Below are 15,746 nucleotides of genomic sequence, written 5' to 3' on the forward strand. Positions count from 1 at the left end.
GTCCACCGCTTTCGCCGATATCTTCCAGACATGTCTCAAACGACTTCCGCGCACCCGCTAGAAGGCGTCCCGGAGCATTCGAGACCCACGCACGGAAACTCCCCGAAGAGCGGTACTCGAGTCACCACCCTGGAGTTGTTCTTCGACCTGGCGTTCGTCTTCAACTTCACGCAACTCGCCCGGGTGCTCAGCCGGGACATGACGCTGCGCGGAGTCGGCCAAGTACTGCTGGTCTTCTGGCTCCTGTGGTGGATGTACGGCGGATACGCCTGGCTGACCAACCACCTTCCCCCGCACCGCAGGCACCACCGGGTCCTGCTGCTCCTCGGCATGGCCTCCTTCCTGATCATCGGCCTGGCCACGCCGAACGCCTTCGACGGGGACGGCGTCGCGTTCGGCATCGGATACCTGCTGATCGTCACCGTGCACGCCGCGCTCTTCGCGTTCGGCGGCCCGGGAGCGGCCCGCAACATGCTGCGCATCGCGCCGTTCCACACGGTGGGCGCGCTCCTCATCATCTGCGCCGGATTCCTCGACGGATGGGCCGTGTACGCCCTGTGGGCCTCGGCCGTGGGCCTCGAGGTCATCGCGCCGGTGCTGACGGGCGTGTCCGGCTTCGAGCTGAAACCGGGCCACTTCGTGGAGCGGCACGGGCTGCTCATGATCATCGCCCTGGGGGACTCCTTCCTGGCGCTCGGCATCGGTACCGACGGTGGCCAGGCGGGGCCGTCGGTCGTGACCACGGCGGTTCTCATCTTCGTCATCCCGGCCGGCCTGTGGTGGGTCTACTTCGACGAGTCCGAGAAGGCCTGGCGGGCCGAGCTCGCCCTGGAGCGCCAGGACGCGCTGCGCCGCTCGCGGCTCGCACTCGCCGCGTTCTTCTACGCCCACGTCCCGATGCTGCTCGGGCTGATCCTCATCGCCGCGGCCGTCAAGAAGACCATCGTGCACCCCTACGACCCACTGGCCACCGCTCCGTCCGTCGCGCTGGCCGGTGGTGTCGCGCTGTATCTCGGCGGGATCGCCTGGTTCCACGGAATCCTGAAGATCGGCCCACAGCGTTTCCACTTCACCGCCGCACTGGTCGCCGTACTCACCATTCCGGTGGGCCGGGCCGGATCAGCGGTGGCCGAAGTCGTCCTGCTCGGTGTCCTCATCGGCGCCGCCCTGCTCAGCGACCATCGCTGGACCAAGAAAATGGCACATCTCTATCACTGAAGGAAGAAGACTCCATGAGTTCTGTGGCCGACCGGCTGGACATCGTCGAGACGTGCACCCGCATGGGCTGGTACATCGACCAGCGCGAGTGGGAGTCGCTGGAAGACGTCTTCAGCGACGAGATCATGCTCGACTACACCAGCCTCAACGGCGGTGAGCCGGGCCCCGTGTCCAGGAAGGACCTGATCGGCGCCTGGTCGGGGCTGCTCGGCAACTTCGCCGCCACCCAGCACCTGCTCAGCAACTTCCTGGTCGACGTGCGGGGCGACAGCGCGGTGGCGACCGCGATGTTCCAGGCCACGCACCGCATGCCCAACGAGCACGGCGGACCGCTGTGGACGCTCGCCGGCACCTACCGCATCGACCTGGAGCGGACGGCGGACGGCTGGCGTATCAACGGCATCGTGATGACGGCGACCTGGGCCGACGGCAACCAACACCTCTTCGCCCGCGCCGCACAGGCTCAGTCCACCGATTCCTGAGCGGAGATATCAGAAAGTCGACCACCCGTTTCTTGCTGGCTCCTGAGTTCATCACTCAGGATTTCTCCGGGATTCCTTCCATTTCTAGGAGAGTTCATGAGCAACGCCACGGAAGAGACCAGAAAAGTCGTTCAGCGGTGGTTCGACGCACTGACATCGGGCGATTTCGAGACCGCCCTCGACACACTCGCCGAGGACGTCGAGTGGATCAACTACACGCCGGTGCCCGGCTACAACGACGACATGGAGTGGATCGGCAGCTACCGCGGCCGAAACGCCGTCCTCGAGACCCTGAAGATCTTCACCGGTGCCGTGGACGTCCGCTCCGAGAAGTTGGTGAACCTGGTCGTCGACGGCGACCAGGCCGCCGGGGTCATCCACGAGATGTCCACCGTGCGGGGCACCGGCGTCGCCTTCGAGATCGAGTTCATCCAGTGGCTGACGGTGCGCGAGGGCAGGATCACGCGCTGGAAGTCCTACACGGACCCGTCGCAGATCATCCGGGCCCTGCGGGGCGACGAGTCGGGGCAGGAGGCCGCCTGATGAGCGCCGAACTGATCGCCGCCGTACGCGACCGGGACACCGCACGGGTCACCGGCCTGCTCGTGGCCGGCGCCGACGCACGCCACCGGGAGCCCGGCACCGGGCTGACCGCCCTGATGATCGCGGCGGGACAGGCGGACGCACCCACGGTCCGTGCCCTGATCGACGGCGGCGCCGACGTGCTGACCGCCGACACCCGGGCCGGCGCGACCGCGCTGCACAAGGCGTGCCAGGGCGGCAGCCTCGACGTGGTGAAGGCGCTCGTCGAGGCCGGTTCCTTCGTGGACGCGGTGGCGCCCACCACGGGGCACACCCCCCTGATGGACGCCCTCTGGTACAAGTACCCGGACATCGCCGGGTACCTGCTGGACCGGGGCACCGCGCTGCAGGTCCACACGCACTACGGATTCTCGCTGGAGCAGCACTTCGCGTACGAGCTGAACGTCAACACGTTCGGCAAGGACAGGCTGCTCGAAGCCGAGGGGCACCTCAACGCCCGCCGGGCGGGGGACGAGCGCGCGGTGGCCGGGCAGGAGCTGATGGCGGCGACCGCGGAGGGCGACACCGAACGGGTGCGCAAGCTGCTCGCGGGCGGCGCCGCGGTCGACGAGCGCTCCCCCAACCTGAGCGGCTTCAACGACAGTCACACCCCGCTGCTGGTGGCCTGCCGCGACGGGCACGACGAGATCGTGCGGCTGCTGCTCGCGGCCGGTGCGGACGTGAACGCCGTCGAGCCCACCTTCGGTGCCGTGCCGCTGCACAAGGCCGTCTACAACGGCCACGCCGGCATCACCGCCGACCTGGTCCGTCAGGACGGCGTCGACCTCGACTTCCAGGGCGCGACCAACGGCTACAGCCCGCTGCACGACGCGCTGTGGCACGGCTACGAGGACTGCGCGCGCACCCTCGTCGAGGCCGGTGCCCGACTCGACCTGCGCGGTCACGACGGCAAGACGCCCCTCGACCTCGCCGTCGAGGTCTTCGGCGCCGATCACGCGCTCACCGGACTGATCCGCTCCCCCGGCGTCCGCTGACGGCCCGGCGCCCCACGCCCGACAGCCCTTCACGAAGACGGAGTCGAAGCATGCTGTTCTACGTCCAGATGAAATGGAAGCACGAGGGACGCATCACCCTCGAGGAGCTGTGGGAGCTCGAACAGGACGAAGCGGTGCACGCCCAGGAGACGGTCGACTCCGGCTTCTGCGTGGGCATCTGGAAGGTCGCCGCGCAGAAGCGGGTCATCGCCATCATCGACTCGCCGGACGCCGAGGAGCTCGACCGCACCGCTCTGGGCCGGCTCCCCATGCGGGAGTACCTGGAGTTCGAGACCGTGTGGCCGCTGCGCGACTACCTCGGCTTCGCCGAGGACGTCAAGCAGCGCTACAAGGTCTGACCACGGCGAGGAGTCCGAGCACGTGAACCGGGAACAGGACCGCACCGCCCTCGTCACGGGCGCCAATCGCGGCATCGGTCTCGAGACCGTCCGCCGGCTGGTTCTGGCCGGCCTCGACGTCGTACTGGCCGCGCGTGATCCCGCGCGCGGCCGGGACGCCGCGCGCACACTGGGCAGCCCGCGCGTGCGGGTGGAGAAGCTGGACGTCACCGACGCCACGAGCGTGGCGGCATGCGCCGAGCGGCTGGCCGACGACGGCATCGCCGTGGACGTCCTGGTCAACAACGCCGGAATCTACCCCACCGACGGGCTCTTCTCGCTCGACGAGGACACCATGGTCCGGGCCCTGGACGTGAACCTCATGGGGGCGTTCCGCACCTGCCGGGCGTTCTGCCCCGGCATGGCGCGGCGTGGCTACGGCCGGGTGGTGAACGTGTCCTCCGGACTCGGCGCGCTCACCGGCAACGTGCCCTCCCCCGCGGCCTACGGCGTCTCCAAGGCCGCGCTCAACGCGCTGACCCTGGTGGTGTCCGCCGCGGTGCCGGAAACCGTCAAGGTCAACGCGGTCTGTCCGGGCTGGGTCCGTACGGACATGGGGGGCCGAGGGGCACCGACCAGTGTCGAGCAGGGCGCCGACACGGTGACCTGGCTGGCGCTGCTGCCGGACTCCGGGCCCACCGGGGGGTTCTTCCGCGACCGCGCGAGGATCGACTGGTGAGGGCGGTCCGGGTCGCCGCGGTCCTCCGGACCCGCCACACGTTCCGCGCCGGCCACGACGTGATCGCCCGGGGCACGCCGCCCCCTGCCCGCCCCCCGTCACCCCGAGGAGACCGCCCGTGCCCTACCGCCCCATGACCCCCGCTCTCGCGCTGGCCGCCCTGCTGCTGGCCGGCTGCTCCGACGGATCCGACGGCTCCGAGCAGGCCGGCAGCCCACCGCGCACCACGCGGCAGGCGACACCGGACCCGGCGAAGGAGACGACCGGACGGAGTCCCGGCGACGCCGCGGACGAGGACCCGAAGGACACCGCGGTGGACCCCGCCGCCCAGGCCTACGTCGACGCCGTGGCCGACGAGGACCTCGACGCGCTGGTGGACGCGTTCCATCCCGACGCCCGGCTCGTCGACGTGGACCGGACGTTCGACGGACGCGACGAGATCCGCGACTGGGCCCGCGACGAGGTCATCGGCGGCCGGCTCACCGTCCTGAAGAACACGCCCAAGGACGACGGCACGACGCTGCTCGTGCGCTTCGCGCCCGGCGGCACCGGCGGTTTCGAGGCCAACTACACGTTCGACGTCCACGACGGCCGGATAGCCCGCCTCGATCTGCAGTACGCCTGACAGCGCCTTCGCGCCCTGCTTCCCTTCCCTTCCCAAGGAGTGGCCCTCCCATGAGTACCGCCACCGCATCGGGGCCCGGCGAGACCCGCAACAACATCGCCCTGGGCGCCCTCGGCCTGGGCGCCTTCGCCATCGGCACCGCCGAACTGGTCATCGTCGGAGTGCTCAACCTCATCGCCGACGATCTGGACGTCTCACTGAGCACCGCGGGCCTGCTGGTCACCGCGTACGCGCTGGGCATCTCCATCGGCGGCCCGGTCGTCACGGCGGCCACCATCAAGGCACGTCGCCACACCCTGCTGTGCGCGGCGCTGGTCGTCTTCGTCCTGGGCAACCTGGCGGCGGTCTTCGCCGGCGTCTTCGGTCTGCTGGTCGTCGCGCGCGTGCTCTGCGGCGCCCTGCACGGCCTGTTCCTCGGCGCGGCCTCCGCCGTCGCCACCGGTCTGGTCGCCCCCGAGCACCGTGGTCAGGCCGTCGGCCTGGTCTTCGGCGGCATCTCCGTGTCGACCGTGTTCGGTGTGCCGCTCGGCACCCTGCTGGGCCAGAACCTCGGCTGGCAGGCCACGTTCGCCGGGGTGGCCGTCCTCGGTGTCGTCGCCCTGGTCGTGATCATGGTCTGGGTGCCGGCGGTCAGGAGCAGCGGCTCGGGCGGTCTGGGCTCCCAGGCCCGGCACGCCCTCCACCCCCGGGTGCTGGCCATGCTGGCGGCCCAGGTGCTGCTCATGGGGTCGCAGTTCATCGCCTTCACGTATCTGGCGGCGTTCCTGGAGGACGTCACCGGCATCAGCGGCGCCATGGTGAGCGTCTTCTTGATGATCTTCGGCGTGTTCAGTGCGATCGGTACGTTCGCGGGCGGGCGGCTCGCCGACGTCAACGCCTCGCGGACGCTGCTGGTGGGCAACGCCGTCCTCGTCGTGGGCCTGCTCGGCCTGTACGTCTTCGGGGAGAGCCGGCCGCTGGTCGGTGTGGCCCTGGCGCTGTGGGGCCTCGTCGGTTTCGGTGTCACCCCGGCGCTCCAGCTGCGTGTCATCTCGCTGGCCGGGGAGGGCGCCGACCTGGCCGCCACCCTGGGCGCGTCCGCCGCGAACGTGGGTGTCGCCGCGGGTGCGGCGGTCGGGGGCTGGGCCCTGGCCTCCTTCGGGGTGGAGGACGTCCCGCTGACCGCGCTGGTCTTCGCGGTCGTCGCCCTGCCCGCGGTGTGGGCCACCCGGTTCCTCAAGGTGCCGGCCGCCCAGACTCCGGCGGCGGGCGCGGCGCCGACTGCCGCGGGCGACACCACGCCCGTCCCCACCGGCGGCTGAACCGGCGGGCGACCGGCGGTCCGGCCCGTTGCCGCGGCGTCCTCGGCCGCCGCGGCAACGGGCCTCGTCGTTCAGACACCGCTCACCCTGGCCACCGAGAACGGCAGGTCGAGCGTGGCGGAACCGAACTGTGAGCGCAGCACGTGCAGGGAACCGCCCAGGCGCACGATCGCCGTCGGGTGTTCGAGGGCCTGGTCGGTGAGGTGGACGGCGACGGTCGCGGACGTGCGGTCGGCGGAGAGCGCGAGCCGGCTGATGCCGTCCGAGCCGAACTGGACGACCCACAGCTGGTCCTTCTCCCAGAGCAGGCCGTCGGCGGAGACGGGGCTGCCACCGGTCACCGTCAGCTTGCGGATGCCGCCGGTGGCGGGCTCGAGCCGGAAGAGATCGCCGGAGGCCATGTCGGCGGTGATCAGGTAGGTTCCGGTCGCGTCCGACTCGATGCCGTTCAGGGTGACGGCGCCCTCCGGGTGCGGGGCGATCACGTCGTTCAGGTCGAACCCGGTGGTCAGGGTGGTGGTGCCGCGCGAGGCGATGGTGTCCTCGACGGTGGCGGCGGGCAGGCGGTAGACGAGCTGGAGCAGCGAGTCGGTGATGTACGCGGTGCCGTCGGGCGTGAGGTCCAGGTCGTCCAGGAGCGACGTGCCGGGGGTCGGGCTGACGAAGCGGGCCAGGCGCGTGCCGTTCGCCGTGTCGTACACCGTCACGCCGTTCGCGTCGTTGACCCAGAGCCGGCCGTGCGGGTCGACCTCGGTGCCCATGGCCTGGGTCCGGCCGTCCGTTCCCGCTGGCAGGAAGACGGTGGCCTCGCTCTGGCCGGCGGGTGCGCGGTAGACCGCCCCGGTGGTGAACGAGGTGACGTAGAGGTCGCCGGTTCTCGGGTCGGTGGCCATGCTCTCCGGGTAGGCCTGGTTGCCGGGCAGGGTGATGGCCGGGTCGACGGTCAGGGCCCGGGCGGTCGAGGCGTCCGCGCGGGCGTCGGTGCCGGGGGCGGTCACGGCGACGGCGAGGGCGCAGGTGAGGGCGAGGGCGCAGGCGGTGAGTCGTCGGCGGGCGTGGGTGGTGTCCATGGGTCCTCTTCTCGGAGCGACGCGGAGCGCCGGGCGTGCCCCGGCGGGCGTCGAGGACCATAGGCCGCACGCGGGCCCCGGTGGGGCCCCTCCAGGACCCCTACGCAGTCGGCTGACGGGAGAAGGCCGAGGTCAACCGCCCGGTCGGGGAGCGTGGTCGAGCCCGGGAGCAGCCGAAGACGACGGCGACTTTGGTACGTGATGGACGGCGTTCCGGATGGTGGCGGGAGTTCCGTTTCGGCCACCGCGTCAGTCGGATGCCGCGGCCGTGGGCTCCGGTTCGACCGGCCGGGGCGCCATGGGCCGTCGCCCGGGAGCCGCTCCGGGGTACTCCTTGCCGCGCCACAGGGTGATTCGCCGCGCGATCGGTTCCGTGAAGCGGGCCGCCAGGGGGCCCAGGACGACGAGCAGCAGGACGTAGGCGGTGGACATGGGGCCGAGGGAGAGGTCGACCGCGCCCGCGGAGACCGCGAGTCCGGCGATGACGATGGAGAACTCGCCCCGCGCGACCAGGGCGCCGCCGGCCCTCCACCTGCCCCGCTCCGCGATGCCGGACCGTCTGGCGGCCCAGTATCCGGTGCCCACCTTCGTCAGGACGGTGAGCACGGCCAGCACGACCGCGGGCAGCAGCACCGACGGGATGGTGCTGGGGTCGGTGTTCAGGCCGAAGAACACGAAGAACACCGCGGCGAACAGGTCCCGCAGCGGCATCAGCAGGTGGTGGGTGTTCTCGGCCACCTCTCCGGACAGGGCGATCCCCACGAGGAAGGCGCCCACCGCCGCCGAGACCTGCAACTGCTGGGCGACCCCGGCGACGAGCAGTGTCGTGCCCAGGACCACGAGCAGCAGTTTCTCCGGGTCGTCGCTGGACACGAAGCGGGAGATGACCCGCCCGTAGCGCACCGCGACGAGCAGGACGGTGCCGACCGCGGCGAGGGCGACGGCCAGGGTGAGGCCGCCCGCCAGCCAGCCCGAACCGGCCAGCACGGCCGTCAGGATGGGCAGGTAGAGCGCCATGGCGAGGTCTTCGAGGACGAGGATGCTGAGGATGACCGGGCTCTCCCTGTTGCCGAGCCGCCCCAGGTCGCCGAGGACCTTCGCGATGACGCCGGACGAGGAGACCCAGGTGACGCCGGCGAGCACCACGGCGGCCACCGGCCCCCAGCCGAGCAGCAGCGCCGCGGCGGCGCCGGGGACCGCGTTGAGCAGGAAGTCGACGCCGCCCGCGGGGGCGTGGGTCTTGAGGTGGCCGACGAGATCGCCCGCCGTGTACTCCAGACCGAGCATCAGCAGCAGCAGGACGACGCCGATCTCGGCGCCGACCTCGATGAACTCCTCGCTGCCGCCCAGCGGGACGATGCCGCCCGCGCCGAAGAGGAGCCCTGCCAGCAGATACAGCGGGACGGGCGAGAACCTGAGCCGTACGGCGAAGCGGCCGAGCAGGCCGAGCGCGAGGACGACGGCGCCGAACTCGATCAGGAAGACCGCGGAGTCCACGTGATCAGCCCCGCTCGAGGATCTTGTGGGCGCCGTCCACGCCTTCCCGGGTGCCGACGACGATCACGATGTCGCCGCCGTGCAGGCGGAAGTCGGGGCCCGGGGAGGGGATCGCGTGGGACCGGCGCATGACGGCGACGACGGAGGCGCCGGTGGCGGTGCGCATCCTCGTCTCGCCCAGGGTGCGCCCGTTCCAGTGGGACGTGCCGGTGAGGGTGACCTGCTCGGCCAGCAGCCCGAAGTCGCTGGTGTGCAGCAGGTTCGGGTTGTTGTGGCCGGGCAGCAGGGCGTCGGCGAGGGACAGGGCCTCCGCGCCGGTCAGTGGCAGCGAGAGGCCGCAGGAGTCCGGGTCGTCGTCGTGGTGCACGTTCAGGGTGCGGGTGCGGTCGCGGTGCGCGATCACCGACAGGGTGTCGTGGCGCCGCGTGGTGAGTTCGTACTGCACCCCGATGCCGGGCAGGGGGGTGGTCCTCAGGCGGGGGACGGGCATGGTGTCTCCTCGGGCTGCGGGCTGCGGGTGCGTCACTGCTTGCGGAACCACACGCCGCCCAGCGGCGGCAGGACCACGCTCGCGCGGGCCGGCAGGCCCTGGAGGGGTTCGGCGACGGCGTGGACGCGCCCGGGGTTGGTGACCCCGGAGCCCCCGTACCGCGTCGCGTCCGTGTTGAGCGCCTCGGTCCAGTGGCCCGCCTCGGGCAGTGCCAGGCGGAAGTCCCGGCGGACCGTGGGCTGGAAGTGGAAGACGCACACCAGGCACTCGCCGTCCTCGCCGTGGCGTACGAAGGAGTAGACGTTGTCCTGGGCCGCGTCCGCGTCGATCCAGCGGAAGCCCTCCGGCCGGGTGTCGAGGCTCCACAGCGCGGGGTCGTCGAGGTAGTGGCGGTTGAGGTCGCGCACCAGGTCGCGCACCGCGCCGTGCGCGCCGTCGCGAAGCAGGGACCAGTCGGGGCCGCGGACGTGCGACCACTCGGTGTCCTGAGCGAACTCCTGCCCCATGAAGAGGAGTTGCTTGCCGGGGAAGGCCCACATGAAGGAGAGGAAGGCGCGCAGGTTGGCCAGCTGCTGCCAGCGGTCGCCGGGCATCTTCGTCAGCAGCGATCCCTTGCCGTGCACCACTTCGTCATGGCTGATCGGCAGGGTGTGGTCCTCCGCGTAGGCGTACACCATGGGGAAGGTCATGCAGTGGTGGTGGTACTGGCGGTGCACGGGGTCCTCGGCCATGTAGGACAGCGAGTCGTGCATCCAGCCCATGTTCCACTTCAGGTCGAAGCCGAGCCCGCCGTCGTCGGTGCTCCGGGTGACGCCGTCCCAGGCGGTGGACTCCTCCGCGACGGTCACCGCTCCCGGGCAGCGCCGGGACACCGTGGCGTTCATCTCCTGGAGGAACTCGACCGCTTCCAGGTTCTCGCGGCCGCCGTACACGTTGGGCAGCCAGGCGCCGTCGGGGCGGGAGTAGTCGAGGTAGAGCATGGAGGCCACGGCGTCGACGCGCAGGCCGTCGATGTGGAACTCCTCGCACCAGTACACCGCGTTGGCGACGAGGAAGTTGCGCACCTCGTCGCGGCCGTGGTCGAAGACGAGTGTCCCCCAGTCGGGGTGCTCGCCGCGGCGCGGATCGGGGTGTTCGTACAGCGCGGTCCCGTCGAAGCGGGCCAGGGCCCACTCGTCCTTCGGGAAGTGGGCGGGGACCCAGTCCACGATGACGCCGATGCCTGCCCGGTGCAGGGCGTCGACCAGGGCCCGGAAGTCGTCGGGGCCGCCGAGGCCGGCCGCGGGGGCGTAGTACGAGGTCACCTGGTAGCCCCAGGAGCCGCCGAACGGGTGCTCCGCCACCGGCATCAGCTCGACGTGGGTGAAGCCCAGTGCCTTGGCGTAGGCGGGGAGTTCGGTGGCCAGTTCGCGGTAGCCGAGGCCCGGCCGCCACGATCCCAGGTGGACCTCGTAGACGCTCATGGCGGAGCGGTCCACGGTGCGGGCGCCGCGCCGGGCCATCCAGGCGTCGTCGCTCCAGGTGTGGCGGGAGCGGTGGACGACGGAGGCCGTGCCCGGTGCCGGCTCGGCCGAGGTGGCGAGGGGGTCGGCCTTCTGGATCCAGCGGCCGTCCGGGGCGAGGATCTCGTACTTGTAGCGGCAGCCGTCGGCGACGCCGGGGACGAACAGCTCCCACACCCCGGCGGCGCCGAGCGAGCGCATGGGGTGGGTCCTGCCGTCCCAGTGGTTGAAGTCCCCGATCACCCGCACGGCGCGGGCACGGGGGGCCCACACGGCGAACGCGGTGCCGGCGGACGTGCCCCGGCCGCACTCGTGCTCGCGCACCTGCGCCCCGAGCACCCGCCACAGCTGCTCGTGCCGGCCCTCGCGGATCAGGTGCAGGTCGAGTTCGCCAAGGGTGGGTCCGAAGCGGTAGGGGTCGTCGTAGGCGTACACCTCGGTGCCGTAGTGGACGCGCACCCGGTAGTCGGGCACGGCCGTGCCCGGCAGCGGGCCCGCGAAGACGCCCTCGCCCTGGTGTGCGAGTTCGGCCAGGGGTTCGCCCGACGGCGAGGTCAGCCACACCTGGTCGGCGAGCGGCCGCAGCACCCGCACGGTCGTGCCGTCGGCGGCCGGGTGCGGGCCGAGCAGCGCGTGCGGATCACTGAGTTCTCCGGTGGCGAGCCGCTTGAGGTGGGTGGCGGCCAGGCCGGCGGGGTGCTGTGCGGTGGTCACGACTGCGAAGTCCCGTCCGTGAGTATGTGGGCCACTCGGTGCCGGGGGTCGAGGCGTACGTAGTTGTCGCGGCCCCAGCGGTAGTCCTCGCCCGACAGGGCGTCGTGCACCGCGAAGGTCTCCGAGCGTTCGATGCCGAGCGCGGGCAGGTCGAGGGTGACCGTCGCCTCGCGCGTCTCGTGCGGGTCGAGATTGAGCACGACGAGGACCCAGTCGTCGCCCTCGTGCCCGGCGGCCCGTTTGGAGAAGCAGACCACCGCGTCGTCGTCGGTTCGGTGGAAGCGGAGGTTGCGCAGCCGGCGCAGGGCCGGGTGGGCCCGCCGGATGTCGTTGAGCGCGCGGATCAGTGGGGCCAGGGAGTCGCCGGCGCTCTCCGCACCGGCCCAGTCGCGCGGGCGCAGCTGGTACTTCTCGGAGTCCAGGTACTCCTCGCTGCCGGGCCCCGCGGGCACGTTCTCGTACAGCTCGTACCCGGCGTACACGCCCCAGGCCGGCCCTGCCGTCGCGGCGAGCACGGCGCGTGCCGCGAAGGCCGCCCTGCCGCCGTACTGGAGGTAGGCGTTGAGGATGTCGGGGGTGTTCACGAAGAGGTTGGGCCGCAGGTAGGCCGCGCTCTCCTCGCCGCCGAGGCCGGCCAGTTCTGAGAGGTAGCTCTCCACCTCGTCCTTGGAGTTGCGCCAGGTGAAGTACGTGTACGACTGGTGGAAGCCCACGCGTGCCAGGGCGTGCAGCAGGGCCGGGCGGGTGAACGCCTCGGCGAGGAAGAGCACGTCGGGGTCGTCGGCGTGGACCGTGCCGATCAGCCGCTCCCAGAAGGCGACCGGTTTGGTGTGCGGGTTGTCGACGCGGAAGATGCGCACGCCGTGGTCCATCCAGTGCCGCAGCACGCGCAGGCACTCCCGGTGCAGTCCGTCCGGGTCGGTGTCGAAGTCGATCGGGTAGATGTCCTGGTACTTCTTCGGCGGGTTCTCGGCGAACGCGATCGAGCCGTCGGCGCGGTGCCGGAACCACTCGGGGTGCTCGGTGACCCAGGGGTGGTCGGGGGAGCACTGGAGCGCGAAGTCGAGGGCGACTTCGAGGCCCAGCTCACCGGCGCGCGCCACGAAGTGGTCGAAGTCGTCGAGGGTGCCCAGGTCGGGGTGGATCGCGTCGTGTCCGCCCTCGGCCGATCCGATGGCCCACGGCGAGCCGGGATCGTGCGGGCCCGCCTCGAGCGTGTTGCCCGCGCCCTTGCGGTGGGTGGTGCCGATGGGGTGGATCGGGGGGAGGTAGACCACGTCGAAGCCCATGTCTGCCACGCCCTCCAGGCGTTTGGCGGCGGTCCGCAGCGTGCCCGGGCGCGGCGGCTGGGCCACGCCGTCCACCGGGGCGGGCACGACGGCTGACTCGGAGCGGGGGAAGAACTCGTACCAGGCGCCGTACAGGGCGCGTTCCCGGTCGACTCGCAGGGGCAGTTCCGGGGAGCGGGTGAGCAGCCTGCGCAGGGGGTGGGCGGTGAGGTGTGCGGTCACGGGGGCGGCGGTGGCGGCGGCGAGCCGTTCGGCGGGGTCCAGGCGCCCGTCCCGCAGCAGTCCGGCCGCTTCGGTGAGCCGCGCCGCCTCGCCGGTGGGGGCCGCGGCGGCGGCCACCTCGTCGAGGAGCAGCGCGCCCTCCGCCAGGACCAGTTCGGTGTCGATCCCGGCCGGCACCTTGATCTCGGCGGTGTGCCGCCAGGTCTCCCAGGGGTCGGTCCACGCCTCCACCCGGTAGGTCCAGTCGCCCTCGCGTCCGGCGGCGACCCACGCGGTGTAGCGGTCGGTGCCGGGGGCGACGAGGCGCATCGGGACGCGGTCCCCCGTACGGCCGAGGGGGTCGGTGAGCACGACGCCGGCGCCGACCGCGTCGTGTCCTTCCCGGAAGACGGTGGCCGAGACCTGGAACTCCTCGCCGGGCACGGCGCGGGCGGGGGTGCGGCCGCCGGCGCCGTCGTCGATCCTCGGGGCCACGTCCACGATGGGGATGCGGCCCACACGTGCGTCGGCGGCCGGGCGCGTCGCGTCGCGCTGCATGGGCTTGCCCTCCATGGTGCTCGTGCCTCCTGGGTGGTGGGGCGGCGGTGCCGGTCGGCGGACGCCGTCAGCGCCGGATGGCGGTGGTGCCGTTGCTGACCTCCGAGATGATCCGGCGGTAGCCCGACACCAGCGGGTGGTGCGGGTACGCCGTGGAGAAGACCCGTTCCCCGGCGAGTTGCGCCATCTCGGGCGCGTACGGCAGGACCGTGGTGACGCGCGTGTCGTACGCGCTCTGCACCTCGCCGAGCAGCCGGTCTCCGACGGCGCCGCCGGGGGCCATGTTCACGGCGATGTTCATGGCGCCGAACCCGAGCCGGCTCGCGAGGGCGGTGGTCTCCTTCGCGCCGGCCAGGTCCAGGCGGTCGGCCCGGGTCACGACGACGAGCGCGTCCGAACTCGCCATGGCGGTCACGGTCTCGTTGTTGAAGCCCGCGTGGGTGTCGAGCAGCAGTACGTCGAGCGCGAGGGTGTCGATGAGCCGGTCGAAGCCCTCGCGCAGCAGGCCCACGTCGTAGCCGTGGCCCATGATCTCGTTGACGCCCGTGGTCCGGCTCCTGGCCGGAACCAGGAAGAACCCGTCGTGTCCGACGGTCCGGTCGACGGCGTAGGCGGCCTCCTCGATCTCGCAGCGGCCGATGAGGTAGTCGGTGAGCGACCGCCGGGAGTGGACCGTCACGTCGCCGAACATCACGTCGAGCGCGGGTGTCTGGATGTCGGTGTCCACCAGGGCGACCCGCAGGCCCGAGGAGGCCAGCAGCAGCCCGAGGTTGGCGGCCGTGCTGGATTTGCCGGTGCCCCCTCGGTAGGAGTGCACCGTGATGATCTGCGACATGTTCTCCACCTGACGGTTTCGGGGGGCCGGCCCTCCGGCCGGTGAGCGGTCAGCCGGCGGCCCCGGCCGGTGCCTGCCAGTGCACGGCCAGCATCGTGATGTCGTCGGACTGCTCGGCCGGGCCGACGAACTCGCTGAGCGCGCCGTCCATGTGGTCGAGCAGTTCCTCGCCGCGCACGGTGGCCTCGGTCAGCTGCTGGACGAGGAGGTCCTCGCCGAAGAAGCGTCCGGTCGCGGAACGGGCCTCGGTGACTCCGTCGGTGTAGATGAACAGGGTGTCCCCGGGGCTGATCCGCGCGTATCCGAGCGAGAAGGTGCAGTCCGGCATGACGCCGACGACCGGCCCCGTCGGCTGGAGCAGTACGGGTTCGGCGCCGCTGCCGCTCACGAGGACGGGGGGATTGTGTCCGCCGTTGATGTAGACGAGGTTGCCGGTGACCGGGTCCAGGACGCCGAAGAACATGGTGGCGAAGTAGCCCTGTCTCATGTGGTTGCGGGTGAGGTAGCTGTTGGTGCCCACCACGGCGTTCAGCAGCGGGGTGGCGCCCACGACCGGGATGGCCCGGGTGTGTTCGGCCCCGCCGGGCTCCTCGCCCATCAGGTCGGCGGCGATGAGGTTCTGCAGGCCGCTCTGTTCCGCGGTGTGCCTGAGCAGTGAGCGGATGAGCGCCATGAACAGGGCGGCGCCGACCCCCTTGTCGCACACGTCGGCCACGACGAGGGCGAGGCGACGCCGGTTGACGAGTTCGAAGACGTCGTAGAAGTCGCCGGCGACGGTCCGCGCGGGCCTGAAGCGCACTCCGATGTCCCAGCCTTCGGGGCTGGGCAGCGAATCCGGCAGGAAGCCCAGCTGGATCTCCCGGCCTATCTCCAGTTCCCTTTCGTAGCTGAGCAGTTCGGCGTGGGCGGCGACCTCCTCGATGTTCTGGCTGAACTCGGCGTGCTGGTGGCAGTCGCGCAGCCGCGCCTCCACCAGGACGGGGTGGAACGGCGGCAGCAGGTAGTCCGAGCCCGCGCGCACATGGCCGTCGAGGAGGTGCAGGTCGTGCTCCGCGTACGCCACGACGGTGGGCTGCTGCCCCTCGTCCGCCAGCCGTCGGGCCACCGCCCTGACGGTGTGGGGCGACAGTGTCGCGTCGGCCAGGAGTGCGGTCACCGCCGGCATCCGGCCGCGCGAGGCAGCCAGTACCTCGCCGGGGGTGCAGGTGTGCGCCTCGGCGCCCACGGTGGCCAGCGCCTTGGCCAGCGCCTGCGGGACGTCCCGTCGCTCGGCCAGTATCAGGACTCTCGTCTGCGCCATCTCCGCCTCG

General features: G+C 71.6%; 15 protein-coding genes. 8 read left to right on the forward strand and 7 right to left on the reverse strand.

All coding sequences use genetic code 11. The features are described from left to right. Positions 1 to 30 precede the first annotated feature (30 nt). The 8 genes from ACGH7X_RS39500 to ACGH7X_RS39535 all read left to right on the forward strand — a co-directional run bounded on the left by ACGH7X_RS39500 (position 31) and on the right by ACGH7X_RS39535 (position 6,280). On the forward strand, positions 31 to 1,218 hold the full coding sequence (locus tag ACGH7X_RS39500) for a low temperature requirement protein A (RefSeq protein WP_399895474.1): 1,188 nt from the start codon (positions 31 to 33) through the stop codon (positions 1,216 to 1,218). A gap of 14 nt (positions 1,219 to 1,232) precedes the next feature. Continuing rightward, positions 1,233 to 1,700, forward strand: a complete 468-nt coding sequence (locus tag ACGH7X_RS39505) for a nuclear transport factor 2 family protein (protein ID WP_399895477.1) — start codon at positions 1,233 to 1,235, stop codon at positions 1,698 to 1,700. A 96-nt stretch (positions 1,701 to 1,796) separates the two neighbouring features. Continuing rightward, complete coding sequence (locus ACGH7X_RS39510; RefSeq protein ID WP_399895480.1) at positions 1,797 to 2,243, forward strand: nuclear transport factor 2 family protein; 447 nt, start codon at positions 1,797 to 1,799, stop codon at positions 2,241 to 2,243. After that, positions 2,243 to 3,277 (forward strand): ankyrin repeat domain-containing protein, encoded by a 1,035-nt coding sequence (locus ACGH7X_RS39515; protein ID WP_399895483.1) that lies wholly within the window; start codon positions 2,243 to 2,245, stop codon positions 3,275 to 3,277. The genes ACGH7X_RS39510 and ACGH7X_RS39515 overlap by 1 nt, the downstream gene beginning before the upstream one ends. A gap of 50 nt (positions 3,278 to 3,327) precedes the next feature. Continuing rightward, positions 3,328 to 3,636, forward strand: a complete 309-nt coding sequence (locus ACGH7X_RS39520; protein WP_328661977.1) for a muconolactone Delta-isomerase family protein — start codon at positions 3,328 to 3,330, stop codon at positions 3,634 to 3,636. Positions 3,637 to 3,658: 22 nt separating this feature from the next. Then, entirely contained in the window at positions 3,659 to 4,354 is a 696-nt protein-coding gene (locus tag ACGH7X_RS39525) for an SDR family NAD(P)-dependent oxidoreductase (protein ID WP_399895487.1), read from the forward strand. A 118-nt stretch (positions 4,355 to 4,472) separates the two neighbouring features. Beyond that, positions 4,473 to 4,979 (forward strand): nuclear transport factor 2 family protein, encoded by a 507-nt coding sequence (locus ACGH7X_RS39530; protein WP_399895490.1) that lies wholly within the window; start codon positions 4,473 to 4,475, stop codon positions 4,977 to 4,979. A gap of 50 nt (positions 4,980 to 5,029) precedes the next feature. Continuing rightward, complete coding sequence (locus tag ACGH7X_RS39535; protein WP_399895493.1) at positions 5,030 to 6,280, forward strand: MFS transporter; 1,251 nt, start codon at positions 5,030 to 5,032, stop codon at positions 6,278 to 6,280. A 71-nt stretch (positions 6,281 to 6,351) separates the two neighbouring features. On the opposite strand, the gene ACGH7X_RS39540 is transcribed toward ACGH7X_RS39535, so the two are convergent. From ACGH7X_RS39540 to ACGH7X_RS39570, 7 genes are all read right to left on the reverse strand, one after another. Beyond that, positions 6,352 to 7,350, reverse strand: coding sequence for a superoxide dismutase (locus ACGH7X_RS39540; RefSeq protein ID WP_399895496.1), 999 nt, complete (start codon positions 7,348 to 7,350; stop codon positions 6,352 to 6,354). Positions 7,351 to 7,599: 249 nt separating this feature from the next. After that, on the reverse strand, positions 7,600 to 8,847 hold the full coding sequence (locus ACGH7X_RS39545) for a cation:proton antiporter (RefSeq protein WP_399895499.1): 1,248 nt from the start codon (positions 8,845 to 8,847) through the stop codon (positions 7,600 to 7,602). A gap of 4 nt (positions 8,848 to 8,851) precedes the next feature. Then, complete coding sequence (locus ACGH7X_RS39550) at positions 8,852 to 9,337, reverse strand: cation:proton antiporter regulatory subunit (RefSeq protein WP_399895501.1); 486 nt, start codon at positions 9,335 to 9,337, stop codon at positions 8,852 to 8,854. A gap of 32 nt (positions 9,338 to 9,369) precedes the next feature. Next, complete coding sequence (gene glgB, locus ACGH7X_RS39555) at positions 9,370 to 11,553, reverse strand: 1,4-alpha-glucan branching protein GlgB (RefSeq protein ID WP_399895504.1); 2,184 nt, start codon at positions 11,551 to 11,553, stop codon at positions 9,370 to 9,372. Beyond that, the gene (locus ACGH7X_RS39560) at positions 11,550 to 13,616 is read right to left on the reverse strand and encodes an alpha-1,4-glucan--maltose-1-phosphate maltosyltransferase (protein WP_399895507.1); all 2,067 of its coding nucleotides are present in this window, start codon (positions 13,614 to 13,616) and stop codon (positions 11,550 to 11,552) included. The genes glgB and ACGH7X_RS39560 overlap by 4 nt, the downstream gene beginning before the upstream one ends. A 52-nt stretch (positions 13,617 to 13,668) precedes the next feature. Continuing rightward, positions 13,669 to 14,436 carry an AAA family ATPase gene (locus ACGH7X_RS39565; RefSeq protein ID WP_399895510.1) on the reverse strand — a complete coding sequence of 256 codons (768 nt, stop codon included), beginning with the start codon at positions 14,434 to 14,436 and terminating at the stop codon, positions 13,669 to 13,671. 49 nt (positions 14,437 to 14,485) lie between these two features. Next, positions 14,486 to 15,736, reverse strand: a complete 1,251-nt coding sequence (locus ACGH7X_RS39570; RefSeq protein WP_399895513.1) for a PP2C family protein-serine/threonine phosphatase — start codon at positions 15,734 to 15,736, stop codon at positions 14,486 to 14,488. Positions 15,737 to 15,746 lie beyond the last annotated feature (10 nt).

Origin of the sequence: Streptomyces sp. BBFR51 (assembly GCF_044591655.1) — a bacterium.
Classification (GTDB): Bacteria; Actinomycetota; Actinomycetes; order Streptomycetales; family Streptomycetaceae; genus Streptomyces.

Bases quoted from the DNA above. Each gene is read 5' to 3' on its own strand.
- ACGH7X_RS39500 (WP_399895474.1), top strand. From the start codon at position 31: ATGTCTCAAACGACTTCCGCGCACCCGCTAGAAGGCGTCCCGGAGCAT.
- ACGH7X_RS39505 (WP_399895477.1), top strand. From the start codon at position 1,233: ATGAGTTCTGTGGCCGACCGGCTGGACATCGTCGAGACGTGCACCCGC.
- ACGH7X_RS39510 (WP_399895480.1), top strand. From the start codon at position 1,797: ATGAGCAACGCCACGGAAGAGACCAGAAAAGTCGTTCAGCGGTGGTTC.
- ACGH7X_RS39515 (WP_399895483.1), top strand. From the start codon at position 2,243: ATGAGCGCCGAACTGATCGCCGCCGTACGCGACCGGGACACCGCACGG.
- ACGH7X_RS39520 (WP_328661977.1), top strand. From the start codon at position 3,328: ATGCTGTTCTACGTCCAGATGAAATGGAAGCACGAGGGACGCATCACC.
- ACGH7X_RS39535 (WP_399895493.1), top strand. From the start codon at position 5,030: ATGAGTACCGCCACCGCATCGGGGCCCGGCGAGACCCGCAACAACATC.
- ACGH7X_RS39540 (WP_399895496.1), bottom strand. From the start codon at position 7,350: ATGGACACCACCCACGCCCGCCGACGACTCACCGCCTGCGCCCTCGCC.
- ACGH7X_RS39550 (WP_399895501.1), bottom strand. From the start codon at position 9,337: ATGCCCGTCCCCCGCCTGAGGACCACCCCCCTGCCCGGCATCGGGGTG.
- ACGH7X_RS39560 (WP_399895507.1), bottom strand. From the start codon at position 13,616: ATGGAGGGCAAGCCCATGCAGCGCGACGCGACGCGCCCGGCCGCCGAC.
- ACGH7X_RS39565 (WP_399895510.1), bottom strand. From the start codon at position 14,436: ATGTCGCAGATCATCACGGTGCACTCCTACCGAGGGGGCACCGGCAAA.
- ACGH7X_RS39570 (WP_399895513.1), bottom strand. From the start codon at position 15,736: ATGGCGCAGACGAGAGTCCTGATACTGGCCGAGCGACGGGACGTCCCG.